Consider the following 19126-nt stretch of genomic DNA (forward strand, 5'->3'; position numbering starts at 1 on the left):
AGCCGAACGTCAGTCCGCGCGCCGGAACCAACCGGCGGCCTGGGCGGATTCGCGAACCTTGACAAACCGGGCGTACGCGTCGTCGTACAGCGCGCGGTTGCTCTCGGTCGGCCGCAACGGTTCCGACGTGCCGACCAGCTCGCGGGCGACGTCGGTGATGTCGCGGCCCGCCAGCAATGCGTGCGCGGTCACCGCAGCGCCCCGCGCCCCGGCCTGCTCGTCGGTGGTGCGCACGACCGGCAGCCCGGTGACGTCCGCGATCACCTGGCGCCACAGCGGGTTCGCCGACCCACCGCCGGTGAGCCGCAGCTCGGTGGGCTGCGCGGTGCTGGCGACCAGGCAGTCCCGGATCACCATGGCCAGCCCCTCCAGGCAGGCCCGGGCGATCTCGGCGGGGCCGTGCTCCAGGCTCAGGCCCTGCAGGCTGCCGCGCGCGGCCGGGTCGTAGAAGGGCGCGCGCTCACCGCCGAGCGAGAGGTACGGCAGCATCAGCAGGTCCTTGCTGCCCGGCTCGGCCTGTTCGGCGAGCTCGGTGAGGTTCTCCGGGTTGGGCAGGCCGAGCATCCGGCAGGCCCATTCGACGACCTCGGTCCCGGCGAGCGTGGCGCTGGCGAGCATCCAGCGGCCGGGCATCGGGGTGCGCAGCGACATGCCGACGGGAGCGCGCTCCAACCGGGGCTCGTCGCTGATCACCTCGGTGCAGATCGTGGTGCCGAGGATGGTGCAGGCCTGCCCGGGCTCGGTCACGCCCGCGCCGATCGCGGTGGAGATCACGTCGTAGGCGCCCAGCACGACCGGGGTGCCTTCCGGAACGCCCAGCCGCTCGGCCGCGGACCGCTGCAACGGCGCGATCCGCTGCGCGCCGTCGACGGCGTCGGGGAGCAGCCGCTGCGCCCAGTCCAGGCCGAGTTCGCTGAGCACCGCGTCGGAGTAGTGGCCGGTCCGTGCGTCGAGGAACGGGTTGGAGGCCTCCGAGACGTCCCAGGCCAGGCGGCCGGTCAGGCAGTTGAACAGCCAGCCGCCGCAGGTCAGCACCTTCGCAGCGGTGGCGATCCGGTCGGGCTGGTGCTCGGCGAGCCAGCTGAGCTGCGCGTGCGGCAACCCGGCGAAGCCGACCGAGCCGTTGATCTTGAACAGCTCGGCGAGCAGCCCGGAGCCGGCCCAGTTCGCGGCGATCGCCGAGGCGCGCGCGTCGTTCCAGAGCAGCGCGGGACCGGTCGGTCGGCCGGCCTCGTCGACGAGCCAGCAGCCGTCGCCCTGCGCGGTGATCGCCAGCGCGGCGACCTCGGTGCGGAGTTCGCGGACGAGTTCGGCGACGGTGTCGGCGACGGCCGACCAGACCTCGGGCATGTCCTGTTCGGCCCAGCCGGGCCGGGGGCGCTCGACCCGGGTCGGGCGGCGGACGACCGCGAGCTCGGTGCCATCCGAGGCGTAGGCGACGCTCTTCACCACCGAGGTGCCGGCGTCGATGCCGATGGTGATCACGGGCTTGTCCTCCTGATCCCGCCTGCCTGGTCGATCCGGTCGGCCCGACCCGAGAACATCACAACATTTGGTGTTAAAAATTTCAAGATAGGTGTTATGTTTGCGATGGGATGTGACACCAAGGTCCCGGTTGCGGACCACGACCGGAAGGACGCCACGTGCCGCCTCAACCCAGCCCCGGTTCGGAGAACGACCGCATCGACCTCGTGCTGCTCGACGTCGGCGGCCCGATCTACGACGACAAGGCCTACCGCGACGCGCTGCTGCGCGCCGCGCGAGAGCTGGCGGCCGAAGATGGCCGGAGCGTCGACGAAGCGGAGTTCCAGCAGGTCTACGACGAACGCCGCCAAGCCCAGGGCGGGTCCCTGCGCACCGCGGTCGCCGAGCGGTTCCTAACTGCGCAGGACCGGCAGCGGCTGTCCGACCGCGCCGAGCGCTACTGGGAGTATCCGCCGTCGGCGCTGCACGCCGACGTGCTCCCGACGCTGCGCGAGCTCGCCGGTCGCTACAAACTCGCGGTCGTGGCGAACCAGCGAGCGGTCGTCGTGGACGCGCTCCGCCGGGACGGCGTGGCCGACTTCATCGACATCTGGGCGGTTTCGGAGGTCGTCGGCGCGGAGAAGCCGGACCCGCGGATCTTCCAGCACGCCCTGCGGGAGGCCGGTGTCGAGCCGAAGAACGCGGTGCACGTCGGCAACCGGCTCGACACCGACGTGCGCGGCGCGCACCGGGTCGGGCTGCGCACGGTTTGGGTGGTGCGCGGCGAAGCGCCGCCGGAGCCCACGCCGGAGCAGCTCGCCGAGCCCGATGTGGCGGTGTTCTCGCTGGCCGAGCTGCCCACCGCGCTGGAACGCCTGCAGGGGGCCGAATGAACGAACAACTCTCGAAACCGCTGGAGGCTTGCCGATGACCGAGCTCGTCGCGGGCGTCGACATCGCGACCGCCAACGTCCGGGTGCAGATCCACGATCCGGCGGGCTCGGTGATCGCCGCGGCGTCCCGGCGGTTGCCGCAGCCGGTGCGATCACCGGGTGGACGTTCCGAGCAGGACGCGACCACGTGGTGGCCCGCGGTGCGCGACAGCCTTGCCGAGTGCACGGCCGCTTTGGGTTCGCGCAGCAGCGAAATCCGCTCGCTGGCGATCTCGGCGACGTCGGGCACGGTCGTTCCGGTCGACGGTGAGGGCGAGCCGCTCACGGCGGCGCTGATGTACGACGACCGGCGTGCATACGCGGAAGCCCGGATCGCCACCGAGGTGGGTGCGAGCCGCTGGCGGCGCACCGGCATCACGCCATCGGCGGGCTCCGGCCTGGCCCGGATCGGTTGGCTGGCGCGACACCTCCCGGACGGCACGGCGCGGGTGTGCCACACGCCCGACGTCATCGCCTGGAAGCTCGTCGGGCATCCGGTCGCCACCGATTCCAGCCACGCGCTGAAGAGCGGCTACGACGCGGTCGACGGCGAGTGGGCCACCGAGGCGTTCGACGCCTTGGGCGTGCCGGGCGGGCTGCTTCCGGAGGTCGTCCGCCCGACGGCGGTGCTGGGCACCGTCGATGCGAACGCCGCGGCGCAGACCGGACTCCCGGTCGGCTGCGAGGTGCGTGCCGGGATGACCGACGGCTGCGCTGGGCAGCTGGCCTGCGGAGCGGTCGACGTCGGGCAGTTCGTGACGGTCCTCGGCACCACCCTGGTGCTCAAGGGGGTCTCCAAGGAGCTCGTGCACGATCCGGCCGGCGCGGTGTACAGCCACCTGCATCCGGATGGGATGTGGCTGCCCGGTGGCGCGGCGAACATCGGCGGCTCGGCGCTGTCCGATGTGGACCCCTCCGAGCTGTCGAGCCTGGACGCGGCGGCGACCGAGCGCGGACCGGCGAGCGTGGTCGGCTACCCGCTGCGCGGCGAGGGGGAGCGGTTCCCGTTCCTCGCCGCGAACGCCACGCGGTTCACGCTCGGCACGCCCGCGGACCGGGTCGACGAGTACCGCTCCCGCCTCGAAGGCGTCGCCTTCTGCGAGCGGCTCGCGCTGGAGCGGCTGGCCGAGCTCGGCGCGCCGGCAGAGGGCGCTGTGCGCACCGCCGGCGGTGGAGCCCGCAGCATCGCCTGGTGCCAGATCAGGGCGTCGGTGCTGGACAAGCCGGTGCTACGCGTCCAAGGCGCGGGTACGGCGTTGGGCGCGGCGCTGCTGGCGGCCAGCGGTTCGACTTACCCGAATCTCAGCACTGCGGCGGCGGCGATGGTGCCCGATGGCGAACTCGTCGAGCCGGTGCGGGCTGAAGTGCGGCAGCTGGACGACAGCTACCGGCGCTTCCTCGACGAGCTCCGCGACCGGGGCTGGGTCCCCGCGGCCTGATCAGGAGCCGGAGAGGGCTTCCGCGACCGTGAGGCTGTCTTCGTAGACGGCGTAGCGCGTGATCAGGCCGTCCTCGACGACCAGGTGCAGCGCGCAGAGCGCGGTGTACGGCTCGCCGGTGGCCTTGACCGTCTGGCGGATGTCGCCGAGCACGGCCGCCTCGTTGCCGTCCACGAGGACCCGCGGCGCGGGTCCGGTCGCCTCTCCGGGCACGTGGAATTCGGCGATCATGCGGAAGTGCTCGGCGACGTCCGCCCTGGTCGAGCGGGGCCGGATCCAGGGCACCGCCGGGTGGCCGCCGGCCGGCCAGTCCAGCACCCAGTCGACGCGCTCGGCGAACAGGTCGGCGATCCGGTCCGGGTCGCCGGCGGCGAGCCTGCGGAGGAAATCATCCACAGTGGACCGGATGTCTCCGGTCGGCACGGTGAACTGGTGATCGGAGCGGATCAGCCCGTCCGGGCCGAGGACGACGACCGCCCGGCCGGTCCAGGCGATGTCACCGCCTCCGGCGGGCACCATGTGCGTGGTGAAGGTGACGACGTCGTGGTGACCGGTGGCGTCGCCCGCGGCCCGGAACGCGAAACCGGCGTCCCGCACGAACTCCTCGTGGGCTGCGGCGATCCGGGCTTCGAGCTCGTCGTGGCCCCGGAACTCCGCCGACTCGATCACCTCGACGCCGTCCTCGGCCCAGAGGGCGGCGATGGCGCTGCGCCGGGCGACCGGGTCGGGCTCGTTCCACACCGCGACGTAGCGCTCGACGAACTGGTCGATGTCGATGTTCATGCGCGGACGCTATTCGGGCTTCCCTGACATCTCCTGTCAGTGGATCTCGGCAGACTTCCGCTCATGCGCGCGAGGCGGCTGGTATCGATCCTGTTGCTGCTGCAGACCAGGCAGCGGATGACGGCGCAGGAGCTGGCCGACGAGCTGGAGGTGTCGGCGCGAACCATCTACCGCGACGTGGAATCCCTCAGCGCGGCGGGCGTGCCGCTCTACGGCGAGCCCGGCCACGAGGGCGGGTACCGGCTGCTCGAAGGCTTCCGCACCAAGCTGACCGGCCTGACCGCCGGCGAGGCCGAATCGCTGTTCCTGACCGGGCTGCCCGCGGCCGCCGCCGAGCTCGGGCTGGGTGCCGTCGTGACCGCGGCCCAGCTCAAGCTCAAGGCCGCCCTGCCCGCTGAGCTGCGCGATCGCGCCGAGCGGATCACCGAACGGTTCTACCTGGACGCCCCGGCGTGGTACCGAGGCGCGGATCGCACACCGCACCTGACCGAGGTCGCCGACGCGGTCTGGAACAACCGAGTGGTGCGGATGCGCTACCTGCGCTGGGCCGAACCGCACGAGACGACCCGGACTGCGCACCCGTACGGGCTGGTCCTGAAGGCGGGCCGCTGGTACCTCGTGGCCGGGGCGGCCGGGCGGATCCGCACCTACCGCATCTCCCGGATCGTTGACCTGCACGTCCTCGACGAGCGCTTCTCCCGGCCGGCCGGCTTCGACCTGGCCACCCACTGGCAGGCATACCTGGAGCAGTTCGACGCGCGACGACACCGGGGTGAAGCGACGATCAGGCTTTCCCCGCACGCCCTCGAACGGCTGCCGCACCTGGTGGAGCCGACCGTGGCGGGAGCGGCACGGCGAACCGCGGAAGCCCCCGACGCCGCCGGCTGGACCGAGGTGACGATCCCGATCGAGTCCGTCGACCAAGCCCTCCCGGAACTGCTCAAACTCGGTGCCGACGCCGAAGTCCTCGCCCCGGCCGAGCTCCGGGAACGGCTCACCACGACGCTCGAGGCCCTGAACCGCATCTACGGCACGGCATGAACGCCGGTGATCAGCCTTCGGCGATCTCCAGCGCCACGCCCGCCGCCCGCAGCTCGTCGCGCAGCGGTGCCGGGGTTCCCGCGTCGACCACGACGACGTCGAACTCGGTCAGCGGCGCGAGCTCGTGCACGGCGCGCCGGTCGAACTTGGAGTGGTCCAGCAGCAGCACGCGCTTGCCGGTGGTCTCCATGAGCGCGCGCTTGACCTGGATCGTCTCCTGCGAGCGGTGCAGGCAGTGCCCGTCGACGACCGCGGTGGTCGACATGAACAGCACGTCGGAGCGCATCGTGCGGGCCATGCCCGCGGTGTGCAGGCCGAGGAACGCGTCGTAGGACGGCTGGTAGTCGCCGCCGAGCCCGATCAGGTGCAGCCCCGGTTCGCCGCTGAGCAGGTTGATCACGGACAGGAAGTTCGTCACGACGGTCAGCGGACCCAGCGGCGCCAACTGCTCCGCGACCGCGAGCGCGCTGGTGCTGTCGTCGATCGCGACGACCTGACCAGGGGAAACATGCCGGATGGCGTGCTTCGCGATGCGCGCCTTCTCCTCGGCCGCGTCGGCGATCCGGGCCCGCACCGAGGTCTCCAACAGCGCGGCCGGCGTCGACGTCGCACCGCCGCGAACCTTGCGCAGCCAGCCCTGCTGTTCGAGGACGTCCAGGTCGCGGTGGATGGTCATCCCGCTGACCCCGTGCTCGGCTGCCAGCGCCTCGATGCGGACGAACCCGCTGGCCAGCACCTCTTGGCGGATCTGCTCGCGCCGGTCCTGCTGGTTGACCGGCGTGCCTGCGTCGGCCATGGACTCCCTCACCTCGCGTGTGCAACCGGAGTGATTATCACACGAGAGACGTGATATTCGGTCCGGATGTCACGCGGGGTTCACGGGCCGACGTTGTGGCACGGGCGTTTGCGCAGCTTCTCGACGTAGTCCTCGGGCGCCCCGGCCGCTTCGGCCGCATCGGCCATCACGCCGAGATAGCGCGCCGACGGCAGCCCGCCTTCGTAGGCATCCAGCACGTACAGCCAGGCAAGCGCCGATCCGTCCAGCGTCTGCACTCGCAGCCGCAGCTTCTTGTGCATGCCGAGCTCGGCGCCTTCCCAGTTGTCGAGCTGCTGCTCGTCCTCCGGGCTGACGTCGTAGAGCACCGTGAAAACCTGGGAGCCCGGCTGCTCGACGATCGTGGCGAGGGCCCCTTCCCAGCCGTAGTCCTCGCCGCCGAAGGTCAGCCGCCAGTCCACCAGCCAGCCCGTTCCCGCCATCGGGGAATGCGGGGCGCGCTTCATCATCTGGGCCGGGTCCATGTTGGACCCGTACGCGGCGTACAGAGGCACGCCCAACAGGGTAGCGATCGACAGCCCGGGTGGCGGAGCGGACTACGTCACGAATGTGGGCGGGGGTACCGGCCCGGGCGTTCCGCGCGGCCCCGTCCGGAACGCCGCGAGTGGTCTGCGCCACGATGGTCAACTCGCGCGGCACCACCCGAAATGCCTGGACTCGTCGCAGCGTACGGTGAGTTCGGCGCCCACAAGGCAGGCGGACCGAGGAGGAGCGCGAAGTGACCCGCATCGTGATCATGGGAGGCGGCCCCGCGGGCTACGAGGCGGCGCTGGTCGCGGCTTCGAACGGGGCGGATGTCACGCTGGTCGAGCCGGAGGGCCTCGGCGGTGCGTGCGTGCTCTACGACTGCGTCCCGTCGAAGACCTTCATCGCGTCCGCCGGCGCGCGCTCCGCATTCCGGGACGCCCGTGAGCTGGGCATCCGCACCAAGACCGAGGACTCCGACGTTGACGTCGCGGTGGTGCACGGCCGGGTCAAGGGCCTGGCGCTCGCGCAGTCCGCCGACATCCGCTCCAGGGTCCGCCGCGAAGGTGTGAAGATCCTGCCGGGCCGCGCGCGGTTCACCAACCCGACCAAGGGCATGGCCGTCCACCACATCGGGGTCGATCTCGCCGACGGCAGCTTCGAGGAGCTGCCCGCCGACGTCGTGCTGATCGCCACCGGCGCCACGCCCCGGATCCTCAAGGGCGCCGAGCCCGACGGGGAGCGGATCCTGACCTGGCGGCAGCTCTACGACCTGCCCGAACTGCCCGAGCACCTGGCCGTGATCGGCTCCGGTGTGACCGGTGTGGAGTTCGCCTCCGCCTACACCGAGATGGGCGTCAAGGTCACCATGATCTCCAGTCGCGACCGGGTGCTGCCGCACGAGGACGCGGACGCCGCGGCGGTGCTGGAAGAGGTGTTCGCCGAGCGCGGCACCGAGGTCGTCAAGCACGCCCGGGCCGAGAAGGTGGAGCGCACCGACTCCGGGGTGCTGATCCACCTCGCCGACGGGCGGCAGGTCGAGGCCAGCCACGCGCTGATGACCGTCGGCTCGGTGCCCAACACCACCGACATCGGCCTGGAACGGGTGGGGATCGAGCCCGACCGCGGCGGCTACATCCCGGTCGACCGGGTGTCGCGGACCTGCGTGCCCGGCGTCTACGCGGCCGGCGACTGCACCGGTCTGCTGCTGCTGGCCTCGGTGGCGGGCATGCAGGGCCGCATCGCGATGTGGCACGCGCTCGGCGAGGGCGTCACGCCGATCAAGCTCAAGACCGTCGCGGCGAACGTCTTCACACACCCGGAGATCGCGACGGTCGGGATCAGCCAGCAGGCGATCGATTCCGGGGAGGTGCCCGCGCGGACGGTGACGATGCCGCTGGCGACCAACCCGCGGGCGAAGATGGAAGGCCTGCGGCGCGGCTTCCTCAAGGTCTTCTGCCGGCCGCAGACCGGTGTGGTGGTGGGCGGCGTCGTGGTGGCGCCGAACGCCAGCGAGCTGATCCTGCCGATCGCACTCGCGGTGCAGAACCAGGTGACCGTCGACAACCTGGCGAACACCTTCTCGGTGTACCCGTCGCTGTCGGGTTCGCTGACCGAGGCCGGCCGTCTGCTGATGCGCCACGACGACCTGGACTGACCCGCGCCGGTCGGCCGATCCGTCGGCTCGAACGCCGGCGCAAGCCGCGCGAGGCGGTTCACCGTGTTGCCGACCGCCTGGCCGCGTCCACTGTTGGAGGCGGCTGGCGGGATCAGCGGAAAGGGGCGTGCGAGACATGTCAGACCTGCCGGTGCTGATCTACGACGGGGACTGCGGATTCTGCACGCGCAGCGTGCGGCTCGCGGAGCGGCTGCCGGTGCGCATGCGCATTCTGCCGTGGCAGGAGGCAGATCTCGCCGCACTGCGGACCACATCGGACCGGGCCCGGCACGAGGTGCTGTGGGTGGCCAGGTCGGGCCGCGTGTTCGGCGGCGCGGCCGCGGTCGCGGAGCTGCTCAAGAACTGCCGCACGCCTTGGCCGGTGCTCGGTCTGCTCATGTCCGCCCCGGTGCTGCGGCTGCTGGCGGAGTGGGCTTACCGATGGGTCGCGGCGAACCGATACCGGTTGCCGGGCGCCACCCCGGCCTGCCAGCTGCCGCCTGCGGAGCGTCCCGGCCATTCGGCTCGGTCCTGACCGCCGCCGACCTCGGCCAAAAGTACTAGAAGCGCTGCCTCCTTCCTGGCCGATCGGTTGACCCGGGCTGCCAATTCGGCCGAGCCGCCGACCCCTCGCGACGCAATAGCTTTGAAGTCGTTCGGGGGTTCGGAGTGGCCCGCCCTCCGCTTCAGGGGATCGGCGGAGGGCGTGGCCGCAAATCAACTTGGTGCGTCTTGAGCACCAATGCGGTGGAAAGGCCAGGTGGCTCGAGATGTACGGCAAGGCATTCGCTCCGGAGTACCAGGGGAAGCTCCGGGACATGTCGGTGAACGCAGCCCTCGGGGATGTGCTGGCGGCAGCGTTGGAGCGCGAGTCCCAGGCAGCGGAGGAGGGCGTCGGCCTGGCGCTCGCCCAGGCGCGGCTGGCGGTCGCGGAGGCGTACCGGCGCCTCGGCCGGCTCGACGAGGCGGATGCGGCGTGGCGGGCGAGCTATCGGACGGCCCGCAGCGCGGGGGAGCGGGGCGCGATGGCGTGGGCGCTGTGGAGCGGCGGCACCCTGGCCCGGCAGCGCGGACAGATGGCCGCCGCGGTGCGTTGGCTCAGCTACGCACGGGACCTCGCGAAGCAGTCCGGCGAACTGATCGCGTACGGCTACTCGGTCGCCGGGATCGCCGAAACGCTGCGGATCCGCGGGGACTACGAGGAAGCACGGGAGCTGCACGTGCAGCTGCTGGCCGAGGCCCGCAAGCGGGGCGAGTGCCGGCACACGGTGTGGGCGCTGGAGGGCCTGGCCCAGCTCGACCGCAACGCGGGCGACCTGGACTCCGCGTGGGAGCGGTTCGCGGAGGCCGCCGAGATCGCGGAGGAAGGCGGGGACGAGCGCGGTCTGGCCTGGGCCCTGAGGGGGATGGCGGACGTCATGTCGTTGCGCGGGGAGCACGACGAGGCGCTGCAGCTGTTGTCGCGGGCCGAGAAGATCTGCCGCCGGATGGACCTGGCCAGTGCGCTGGCCTACAACCGCAAGATGCGTGGCAACGTCCTCTTCCGCGCGTGCTGGTACGGGGAGGCCGCACGCACGTACCGGGACGCGAAGCAGATGTTCCAGTCCATCAACGAACCGCGCGGCGCCGCGTTGGCCGAGCTGGGCCTGTTGAAGAGCCTCGACAAGCTGGGGCGGCCGCGTCCCGCCACCGAGCACGACCTGTGCGCCTTGCGAGACCGGCTGGACAGCCGGGAACTGCGGCACACCAGGCGAATGGTGGAGGAGGCGATCAGCGAAATGGCAGAGATCGCCGCCTGAGCAAGCGCCGTCAGTGCATCCGCTCGAGCCTGGCCGAGAACCGGCCTACATCGACGTTGTCGCGTTCGGGTGTGGGGTCTGGGAACGAAAGCTGTGCCCCAGTTCCCGGCCGAGCCCGAAGTAGTGGCGGAAGTTGTAGATCAGGGGACTCCACGCCGTCGGGTCGATGTGGTGCGTGCCGGCAACGACGATGCGCGGATCGCAGTGCACCCGCAGAACCCGCGCCTCGATGATGCGGAAGCTTCCGGTGGCATCGGCTCGAACCCGTGTCGCGCGGGCCTCCAGCTGAACCGGGCACTCGGCGACGCGGGGCGGGCGCACCAGGTCCGAAGGCTCCGGGCGCAGCCCGGCGGCACCGAACTTGTCCGATTCGAAGTTGAACACGCCGCGCTTCTGGTCCGGGACCGGGTTTCGACCGGTCAGGGGTGCGAGGCGTTCAACCGCGGGCCACTGCTCGGGCGACGGGAAGTTGATCACGAGGTCGGGTCGAGCTTCGAGGTTGGACGCGGTGTGGGAGCTGCCGCCCATCCCGAGGACCATCACGTCGCCGAGGGCCCAGGCGGACGACATCGGCGCGAGGTTCGCGGTGCCGTCGGAATTCTCGGTCGACAGCAACGCCACCGGCGTTCCGAAGTACAGGACGCTCGGCGCGATGGTCACGTGGTCGACATCGGTACCGCTGCTGGTTCGGATGTCGTTGCTGGGCGACGTGGTTTCCATGGGTGGAACGGTAAGGAGGTGTTGCTTCGGTGAGGAGCGAAGTGTTGTGGACTACGCCGTGAGTTGCTTCGCCGTCGCGCGAAGTCCGGCGCCCGCGTTGCCGATGATCGGCTCCCCGTGGCCGAAGCAGGCGACCTCGGTGTCGAGTTCCGCGAGGCGGTGGAACGACTCGATGGTTCGCGCGCGATCAACGTTGAACGTGCCGAGCATCAGCCGACCGACGTTGGCGATGGTGTCTCCGGTGAAGAGAATTCGGCTCTTTGACAAGTAAACAGCGATGCTTCCAGCGGTGTGCCCCGGGATGGCGAGAACCCGTGCGCCACCGCCGAAGTCCAGCACGTCGCCGTCGGCGAGCTCCTGGTCGACCGGGCAAGGCGGCGGAGCCGGGAGAGTCGGGGCGATGCTTTCGAAGAGCGGACGTTCCCAGTCGAGCAGCACCGGATCGGCCTGCTTCCGCTCGCCGCGCACGACGGGCGCGTCCGCGCCGTGGGCCAGCACGGGCGCGCCGGTCGCGGCACGGAGTTCGGCCGCGGAACCGGTGTGGTCCTCGTGCCCGTGGGTGATGACGATCCGGTCGAGCTCGGCGTCCAGTTCGGCCAGCAGCCCGGTGATTGCCGGGCCGGACCCGGCGATCCCGGTGTCGATGAGGGTTGCCGAGCGGCCCTCGCGCAACAGGTACGCCTGCCCGAACTCGAGGTGCAGGAAGTACAGGTCCGGCGCCACTTCGGTCACGTCCATGCCGTCAACCTAAGTCACTTCTCGGTCGGCTCCCGCTGTTTTCGTTGCGGGCGAACAGGTTTGAAGCGCGACCGGAGGTCAGAACCCGTGCCGCGAAAATCGGCGCGACATCAGCCGGGGTGGTCCGTTATGCTCGGCGCATGGCCCACGTGCAGTACTACCTCTGATCAGGACGCCGCGATGGCGGCGGTTCCCGGGCGGCTACACCGCCTGATTCCACCGCACTTCGGTGCGCATCATTCCCATTCCGGGAATTCACCACTCGCAACCTTCGAGCGCTGACCGCCGGTGTCCGGCCGTCCGCGCTCAGGTGTTCGGTGCGAGGCGGTTGCATGCGACCGGTGCGGCGATCCGATTACCTTTCGCGCTCCTCGCTGCGGCGAGGGCGTTCCTGATCAGGAGTAGGACAAGATGGCCGACACGGCTCAGAACAGCTACCGCACCAGGCCCGCGCACATCGCGTTCATGTCGATTCCGGCGGACGGGCACGTGAACCCGGGCCTCGGGCTGGTCGCCGAACTGGTGGCCCGCGGGCACCGCGTCACGTACGCGACGACCGATGACTTCGCGACGCAGGTGGCGGAAGCCGGCGCGACGCCGGTCCGCTACGCCTCGACGCTGCCGGGCCCATCGGCGGAGACGCAGGAATGGCCGGAAGAACAGGTCCCGGCCCAGGAGATGTTCCTCGAAGAGATGATGGCCGTGGTGCCGCAGCTCGAACAGGCGTACGCGGCCGACCGGCCGGACCTCATCGTGTACGACATCGCGGCCTTCCAGGCGCTCGTGCTGTCGGAGAAGTGGCAGGTGCCCCGCCTCCAATTGTCTCCGACCCACGTGTACTTCGAGGGCGTCGAGGAGGCCTTCGGCATTGAGTTGTCGCCGGAGGTCCTCGCGGTGCGGGCGAAGTACGACGAGTACTTCGCCCAGCAGGGCACCGGACTGGTCTTCCACGACGTGGAGGCGTCGAACCGCTGCGTCGTGACCATTCCCCGCTCCTTCCAGTACTCCGGGGAGCGGGTAGCGGACTCCTACACCTTCGTGGGGCCGATGCTGACCGAGCGCGCGTTCCAGGACGATTGGCAGGCGCCGGACTCCCGTCCGGTGCTCGTGATCTCCCTGGGCTCGGCCTACAACGACCGGTTGGAGTTCTACCGCAAGTGCGTGCGTGCGTTCGCCGGTCTCGACTGGCACGTGGTGATGTCGGTGGGGCGGTCGACCGATCCGGCGGAACTCGGCGAGATTCCGCCGAATTTCGATGTGCGCCAATGGATTCCGCAGTTGCGGGTGTTGTCGCAGGCGAGCGCGTTCATCACGCACGCGGGCATGGGCGGCACCATGGAGGGCCTGTACCACGAGGTGCCGCTGATCGCGGTCCCGCAGGCGGCCGACCAGTTCTTGAACGCGGCCCGGATCGAAGAGCTCCAGCTGGGCACGCAGGTCGACTGCGAGTCGGTGACCCCGGAGCAGCTGCGGGCCGCTCTGGAGCAGGTCACCTCGAGTGAGGTGATCCGGCTGCGGTTGAAGGAGATGCGGCGGGAGATCCTGGAATCCGGCGGCCTGCGGCGGGCCGCTGAAATCGCCGAGTCCCTGCTCTGACGAGAGCGGTCGAGGTGGGCTGCCGGGCAATCGGGCAGCCCACCATCCGCCGCCAGGCGACGAGCCAGGCGTCGCGTTCCGCGAGCGCCGAAGCCCGCTCTCGGTGTCGAGCCGCTGCTCGGTCTCGGACGGGCAGAGCAAGCCCGCAATGCCGCAGCACGTTCACGGCAGGGCTCCCGGCGGCCCAGTCCTCCTGTGAGTGGCCCACCTGCGGGTGAAACCGGCGATCGGTCCTCCTCGCCGACCCGGTACCGCACGCCGGGCGCGAAGTGAATCTTGGAATTCGCTGTTCCGGTAGCTATACCTGAGGGCACGCGTTGCCGGGAGGAGCGCGGACGCGCCCGAAACGAGGTGGACGTGATGGCTGGGACGATCAGGGGGATTCGGACCTTCGACATCCGGTTCCCTACCTCCCGTGAGCTGGACGGTTCGGACGCGATGAACCCCGACCCGGACTACTCGGCGTCCTATGTCGTGATCGACACCGATGCGCCCGACGAGGTCGAGGGGCACGGCTTCGCCTTCACCATCGGCCGCGGCAACGACGTGCAGACCGCTGCGATCAAGGCCTTGGAACCGGCTCTGATCGGCCGGGACCTCCAGCACACCCTGGATGACCTCGGCGGCATGTGGCGAGAGCTGGTGCACGATTCCCAGCTGCGCTGGCTGGGCCCGGAGAAGGGCGTGGTGCACATGGCGATCGCCGCCGTGATCAACGCCCTGTGGGACCTGAAGGCCAAGAGGGCCGGCAAGCCGCTGTGGCAGCTGCTCGCCGAGCTGACGCCGGAACAGCTGGTCGACCTCGTCGACTTCCGTTATCTCAGCGATGCCCTGACCCCGGACGAAGCGCTGGACATCCTGCGCCGGGCCGAGCCGGGGCGCGCCGCCCGGGCGGCGGAGCTCTGCGAAGGCGGCTACCCGGCGTACACCACGACGCCGGGGTGGCTCGGGTACTCCGACGAGAAGCTGCGCAGGCTCTGCCGGGAGGCGGTCGACCTGGGGTTCCGGCAGCTGAAGCTCAAGGTCGGTGCGGACCTCGCGGACGACGTCCGCCGGATGCGGATCGCCCGCGAGGAGGTCGGTCCGGACATCCGCATCGCCGTCGACGCCAACCAGCGCTGGGACGTGGGGACCGCGATCGACTGGATCCGGGAACTCGCGCCGTTCGACCCGTGGTGGGTGGAGGAGCCGACCAGCCCGGACGACGTGCTCGGCCACGCGGCCATCGCACAAGCGATCGCCCCGGTCCGGGTCGCCACCGGCGAGCACGTGGCGAACCGGGTGGTGTTCAAGCAGCTGCTGCAGGCGAACGCCCTGTCCTACCTGCAACTGGACGCCGCGCGGGTGGCCGGTGTCAACGAGAACGTGGCGATCTTGTTGCTCGCGGCGAAGTTCGGGGTGCCGGTGTGCCCGCACGCGGGTGGGGTGGGCCTGTGCGAGCTGGTGCAGCACCTGGCCATGTTCGACTTCGTCGCGGTGTCGGGGTCGATGGAGGACCGGGTCATCGAGTACGTCGATCACCTGCACGAGCACTTCGTCGATCCGGTGACGATCCGCGGCGGCAACTATTTGGCACCCGATCGCCCCGGGTTCTCCGCACAGCTGCGACCGGAAACGCTGGTCGAGTACGCGTATCCCGACGGCCCGGTGTGGACGTCGAACGGGAGGGGACGGATGCATGAGTGAATTCGCCGGACGGACCGCCGTCGTCACCGGGGCCGGTTCGGGCATCGGGCTGGCGGTTGCCACCGAGCTGGCCGCGCGCGGGGCCTCCGTCGCCACCCTGGACCTCGATCCCTCCGGTGTGCCGGCGGACGTGCTGGGGTTGCGCTGCGACGTGACGGACGAGGAGTCGGTGTCCGCCGCCGTCGAGCAGGTCGTGCAGCGGCTCGGCGGCGTGGACGTCCTGGTCAACAACGCCGGAATCGGTGCTCAGGGCACCGTCGAGGCCAACGCCTACGACGAGTGGAACAGGGTCTTCGACGTCAACGTCCTGGGCATCGTGCGCACGACCCGGGCGTGCCTGCCGCACCTGCGCAGGTCCTCGGCCGCGGCGATCGTGAACACCTGCTCGATCGCGGCCACCGCAGGACTGCCCAACCGGGCGCTCTACAGCGCGAGCAAGGGGGCGGTGCTGTCGCTGACCATGGCGATGGCCGCCGACCACGTGGCGGAGGGAATCCGCGTCAACTGCATCAATCCGGGCACCGTCGACACCCCGTGGGTGCGCCGGCTGCTCGAGGCGGCCGAAGACCCGGAGGCGGAGCTGCGCGCGTTGCAAGCCCGCCAGCCCACCGGGCGGCTCGTGTCGGCGGCCGAGGTCGCGGGGGCGGCCGCCTACCTCGCCGGTCCGGCGGCCGGGGCGACCACCGGCACGGCGCTCGCCGTGGACGGCGGGATGCAGGGCCTGCGCCTGCGGAAGAGCTGAGGGGGAAGCCGGAGATGCAGCGAATCGCCTTGCACACCAAGCTGAAACCCGGCAAGGAAGCGGAGTACGAACAGGTGCACGCGGTGATCCCGGTGGACCTGGATGCGGCTCTCCGCGCCGCGGGCGTGCAGAGCTGGCGGATCTGGCGCGACGGCCAGGACCTGTTCCACGTCGTGGAGGTCGAGGACTACCAGGCGATGCGGCATGCGCTGCGCGATCACCCCGCGAATGTCGCCTGGCAGGCCACGATGTCCGAGCTGCTGGCGGTCGAGGACGACTACTCGGGCACCGACACCGGCCTGACGCAGGTGTGGGAGCTGCCCGGGAGCGGGGGCGCATGAAGTCCGTTCGGCTGGGCGGATCGGCGGTTTCGGTCTCGGCGCTCGGATTCGGCGGCGCGGTGATCGGCAACCTCTACCGCGCGGTGGACGAGGACACCGCGTTCGGAGCGGTGGATGCGGCGTGGCATGCGGGCATCCGCTTCTTCGACACCGCCCCGCACTACGGGCTCGGGCTGGCCGAGCGCCGACTCGGCCGGGCCCTCGCCGGGCGGCCGCGGGACGAGTTGGTCGTGTCGACCAAGGTCGGCAGGCTGCTCGTGCCCGATCCGCGCGGCGCGGCGCGGCGGGACGACGCGGGCTTCGACGTGCCCGCCGACCACCGGAGGGTGTGGGACTTCAGCGCGGACGGGGTGCGGCGCTCGCTGGATGCCAGCCTGCACCGGCTCGGCCTGGACCGGATCGACGTCGTGCTGATCCACGACCCGGACGACCACTGGGAACAGGCCGTCGGCGAGGCGTACCCGGCCCTGCACGAGCTCCGGTCGCAGGGCGTGATCGGTGCGATCGGCGTCGGCATGAACCAGTGGCGGATGCTGGAGCGGTTCGCCGTCGAAACCGACGTCGATGCGGTGATGCTGGCGGGCCGGTACACCTTGCTCGAACAGTCCGCAGTGGACACCATGCTGCCGACGTGCCTCCAGCGCAACGTATCGGTGCTCGCGGCCGGCGTCTTCAACGGCGGGGTGCTGGCCACCGACGAGCCCGGCCCGGAAGCGATGTACGACTACGCCCCGGCTGCGCCGGAGGTGCGGGAGCGCGTGGCGCGGATGGCCGAGGTGATCCACCGGCACGGCGCGAGCGTGCCGCAGGCCGCGATGGCTTTCGTCGCTTCGCACCCGGCGGTCGCGAGCGTCGTGGTGGGCGCTCGAACAGCGTCGGAGGTCCGTGGCAACGCCGAACTGTTCGGCCGCGCGGTCCCGGCCGGGCTCTGGGACGATCTGGTCGCGCAGGGCCTGCTGCGCCCCGACTCGGTGCTTCCGATCTGACATCACTGGTCCGGTGCGAATTCCGGGTTATTCATTTGACCTCGAGTGCGGTGGAGGTTCTAGCTTGGGAAGTGATCATCGAACGCTCTGAGGGGATTTCTTCATGACCGTGTTGGTAACCGGTGCGACGGGGAATGTCGGGCGGCGCGTGGTGGATCGCCTGCTGGCCGCCGGTACTCAGGTGAGGGCGTTGACCAGGCGCCCGGAAGCGGCCGGGCTGCCGGGTGATGTCGAGGTGCTCCGGGGCGACCTAGCCGATTCGGATGCGCTGGCGAAGGCGCTGGCCGGGGTCGACAGCGTGTTCCTGTTCCCGGTGCCCGAAGGGGTCGAGGCGTTCGTCGACCGGGCGAAGGCGGCCGGTGTCCGTCGTGTCGTCGTGTTGTCGTCGAAGGCGGTGGAGTTCGCCGACGGCAACGCGATCGGCGAGCGGCACCGGGTGATCGAGGAAGCCGTGGAAGCAGGCGGCTTCGAGTGGACGTTCCTGCGACCCGGCGCGTTCGCGACCAACACCCTGGCCTGGGCCGACTCGATCCGCACCGAAGGAGTCGTCCGCGAACCGTTCGTGGATGCCCAGCAGACGCCGATCCACGAGGACGACATCGCGGCGGTGGCGGCGACCGCCTTGCTGGAGGACGGGCACGCCGGAGCGGCCTACGCGCTGAGCGGGCCGGAGGCGCTCACGGTGCGCGAGCAGGTGCAGGCGATCAGCGCCGCGATCGGCCGTGAGGTCGGGCTTGAGGAGCAGACGTTGGAGCAGGCCCGCGCGCACATGGTCGCTGAAGGCGTGCCGGAAGCCATCGTCGACGCGCTGCTCTCCTACGGGGCGCAGAACGTCGAGAACGCGGCGCCGCCGGTGCGGACGGTTGAGCAGGTGGCCGGGCGCCCGGCGCGCACGTTCGCCCAGTGGGCTGTCGACCACGCGGACGACTTCCGTTGATGCGGCCCGGAAAACCGGTCGCCGATGGTGTTCCGGACCGCCTAATCTCTTGATATGGCGATTGTTTCGGTTCCTTACCACCTCGATGAGCGGTTGCCGGAGCCCGGCCTCCCGCTGCCTTCCTCGGCCGCGACGGTGGAGATACCGCTGCCGGACGGCGACGTGTGGCAGCGCCTCGGCGCGCTGTACTCCGTTGCCGTCGACGAGGTCGCCCGGGTCGCCGACCGAGGCGAGGTGCCGACCGTGGTCTCCGGGGACTGCATGGTGTCGCTCGCCGTGCTCGCCGGACTGCAGCGGGCGGGAACCGACGCGGCGATCGTCTGGTTCGACGCGCACGGCGACGTGCAGACCGTCGAGACCACGGAATCCGGTTACGTGGGCGGGATGCCGCTGCGGATAGCGGTCGGCTACCGCCCCGAGCTGATCGCGGACCGGCTGGGGCTCCGCCCGCTGCCGGAAGACCGTGCGCTGCTGGTGGACGCGCGGGACCTGGACGAGGCGGAGGTCGAGTACCTGGCGACCTCGGACATCGTGAGGTGCGGGGTCGATGAGATCACCGAGGACGTCCTGCCGGACGGGCCGCTGCTCCTGCACATCGACCTGGACGTGATCGACACCGCCGAGTTGCCCGGCATGAGCTTCCCGGTCGGCGGTGGGCCGTCGCGTTCGGCGGTGCTCACCGCGATCCGGCGGATCCTGTCCACCGGGAGGGTCCGGGCATTCGACGTCGCCTGCACCTGGCGGCCCGACGAACAGCACGGCGAAGCCAGGGCACGAGTCCTGGCAGACCTGTTGGCGGCGAGCGAAGCGCCGCACTAGGTCTTTCGCCGGAACGGCAACGATCTTCGTCCGGGCGCGGCCAGCCGCACCCGGGAGAGCCACACCGCCACGTCGCGACGCGTCGCCCCTCGACCGGCGCGCGGCGGTGCCATGAGCCGGGTGGTGCGGTTCGGCACGCACCACCCG

19 protein-coding genes are annotated in these 19126 nt (G+C 70.7%); 13 read left to right on the forward strand and 6 right to left on the reverse strand.

Going from position 1 to position 19126, the window contains the following annotated elements; all coding sequences use genetic code 11:
* Positions 1-9: 9 nt before the first annotated feature.
* Positions 10-1485 (reverse strand): FGGY-family carbohydrate kinase, encoded by a 1476-nt coding sequence (locus tag E1288_RS14575; protein ID WP_132485261.1) that lies wholly within the window; start codon positions 1483-1485, stop codon positions 10-12.
* Positions 1486-1643: 158 nt separating this feature from the next.
* Here E1288_RS14575 and E1288_RS14580 point away from each other — a divergent pair, with 158 nt between their 5' ends.
* Positions 1644-2357: an HAD family hydrolase gene (locus E1288_RS14580; protein ID WP_132485263.1), complete on the forward strand. Its 714-nt coding sequence runs from the start codon at positions 1644-1646 to the stop codon at positions 2355-2357.
* A gap of 34 nt (positions 2358-2391) precedes the next feature.
* Positions 2392-3834 (forward strand): FGGY-family carbohydrate kinase, encoded by a 1443-nt coding sequence (locus E1288_RS14585; RefSeq protein ID WP_132485265.1) that lies wholly within the window; start codon positions 2392-2394, stop codon positions 3832-3834.
* Here E1288_RS14585 and E1288_RS14590 read toward each other — a convergent pair whose 3' ends face one another.
* A complete protein-coding gene (locus E1288_RS14590; RefSeq protein ID WP_132485267.1) occupies positions 3835-4617 on the reverse strand; it encodes a nuclear transport factor 2 family protein in 783 nt (260 codons plus the stop codon).
* Positions 4618-4680: 63 nt separating this feature from the next.
* On the opposite strand from E1288_RS14590, the gene E1288_RS14595 reads away from it, so the two are divergent.
* A complete protein-coding gene (locus tag E1288_RS14595; protein ID WP_132485269.1) occupies positions 4681-5658 on the forward strand; it encodes a helix-turn-helix transcriptional regulator in 978 nt (325 codons plus the stop codon).
* 10 nt (positions 5659-5668) lie between these two features.
* On the opposite strand, the gene E1288_RS14600 is transcribed toward E1288_RS14595, so the two are convergent.
* Together E1288_RS14600 and E1288_RS14605 are read right to left on the reverse strand one after the other, a co-directional pair.
* Positions 5669-6454, reverse strand: a complete 786-nt coding sequence (locus E1288_RS14600; RefSeq protein ID WP_132485271.1) for a DeoR/GlpR family DNA-binding transcription regulator — start codon at positions 6452-6454, stop codon at positions 5669-5671.
* 80 nt (positions 6455-6534) lie between these two features.
* Positions 6535-6987 (reverse strand): gamma-glutamylcyclotransferase, encoded by a 453-nt coding sequence (locus E1288_RS14605; RefSeq protein WP_132485273.1) that lies wholly within the window; start codon positions 6985-6987, stop codon positions 6535-6537.
* A gap of 224 nt (positions 6988-7211) precedes the next feature.
* Between E1288_RS14605 and E1288_RS14610 the strand changes: the two genes are divergently transcribed.
* The 3 genes from E1288_RS14610 (at position 7212) to E1288_RS14620 (ending at position 10414) form a co-directional block, all read left to right on the forward strand.
* Complete coding sequence (locus tag E1288_RS14610) at positions 7212-8615, forward strand: NAD(P)H-quinone dehydrogenase (protein WP_132485275.1); 1404 nt, start codon at positions 7212-7214, stop codon at positions 8613-8615.
* 136 nt (positions 8616-8751) lie between these two features.
* Positions 8752-9150: a thiol-disulfide oxidoreductase DCC family protein gene (locus E1288_RS14615; protein ID WP_132485277.1), complete on the forward strand. Its 399-nt coding sequence runs from the start codon at positions 8752-8754 to the stop codon at positions 9148-9150.
* 235 nt (positions 9151-9385) lie between these two features.
* Entirely contained in the window at positions 9386-10414 is a 1029-nt protein-coding gene (locus E1288_RS14620; RefSeq protein ID WP_132485279.1) for a tetratricopeptide repeat protein, read from the forward strand.
* 45 nt (positions 10415-10459) lie between these two features.
* On the opposite strand, the gene E1288_RS14625 is transcribed toward E1288_RS14620, so the two are convergent.
* Together E1288_RS14625 and E1288_RS14630 are read right to left on the reverse strand one after the other, a co-directional pair.
* Positions 10460-11134, reverse strand: coding sequence for a flavin reductase family protein (locus E1288_RS14625; protein WP_132485281.1), 675 nt, complete (start codon positions 11132-11134; stop codon positions 10460-10462).
* Positions 11135-11185: 51 nt separating this feature from the next.
* Entirely contained in the window at positions 11186-11872 is a 687-nt protein-coding gene (locus E1288_RS14630) for an MBL fold metallo-hydrolase (RefSeq protein ID WP_132485283.1), read from the reverse strand.
* A 411-nt stretch (positions 11873-12283) separates the two neighbouring features.
* On the opposite strand from E1288_RS14630, the gene E1288_RS14635 reads away from it, so the two are divergent.
* From E1288_RS14635 to E1288_RS14665, 7 genes are all read left to right on the forward strand, one after another.
* Positions 12284-13468: a macrolide family glycosyltransferase gene (locus E1288_RS14635; protein WP_132485285.1), complete on the forward strand. Its 1185-nt coding sequence runs from the start codon at positions 12284-12286 to the stop codon at positions 13466-13468.
* Between the two features lie 360 nt (positions 13469-13828).
* Complete coding sequence (locus E1288_RS14640; RefSeq protein WP_132485287.1) at positions 13829-15154, forward strand: L-fuconate dehydratase; 1326 nt, start codon at positions 13829-13831, stop codon at positions 15152-15154.
* A complete protein-coding gene (locus tag E1288_RS14645; protein WP_132485289.1) occupies positions 15147-15896 on the forward strand; it encodes an SDR family NAD(P)-dependent oxidoreductase in 750 nt (249 codons plus the stop codon). The genes E1288_RS14640 and E1288_RS14645 overlap by 8 nt, the downstream gene beginning before the upstream one ends.
* Positions 15897-15910: 14 nt before the next feature.
* Entirely contained in the window at positions 15911-16237 is a 327-nt protein-coding gene (locus tag E1288_RS14650; RefSeq protein WP_132485291.1) for an L-rhamnose mutarotase, read from the forward strand.
* Positions 16234-17223, forward strand: a complete 990-nt coding sequence (locus E1288_RS14655; protein ID WP_132485293.1) for an aldo/keto reductase — start codon at positions 16234-16236, stop codon at positions 17221-17223. The genes E1288_RS14650 and E1288_RS14655 overlap by 4 nt, the downstream gene beginning before the upstream one ends.
* A 103-nt stretch (positions 17224-17326) precedes the next feature.
* Positions 17327-18160: an NAD(P)H-binding protein gene (locus tag E1288_RS14660; RefSeq protein ID WP_132485295.1), complete on the forward strand. Its 834-nt coding sequence runs from the start codon at positions 17327-17329 to the stop codon at positions 18158-18160.
* Between the two features lie 54 nt (positions 18161-18214).
* A complete protein-coding gene (locus E1288_RS14665) occupies positions 18215-18979 on the forward strand; it encodes an arginase family protein (RefSeq protein WP_132485297.1) in 765 nt (254 codons plus the stop codon).
* Positions 18980-19126: the final 147 nt, after the last annotated feature.

Source organism: Saccharopolyspora elongata (assembly GCF_004348985.1).
Lineage (GTDB): Bacteria > Actinomycetota > Actinomycetes > Mycobacteriales > Pseudonocardiaceae > Saccharopolyspora > Saccharopolyspora elongata.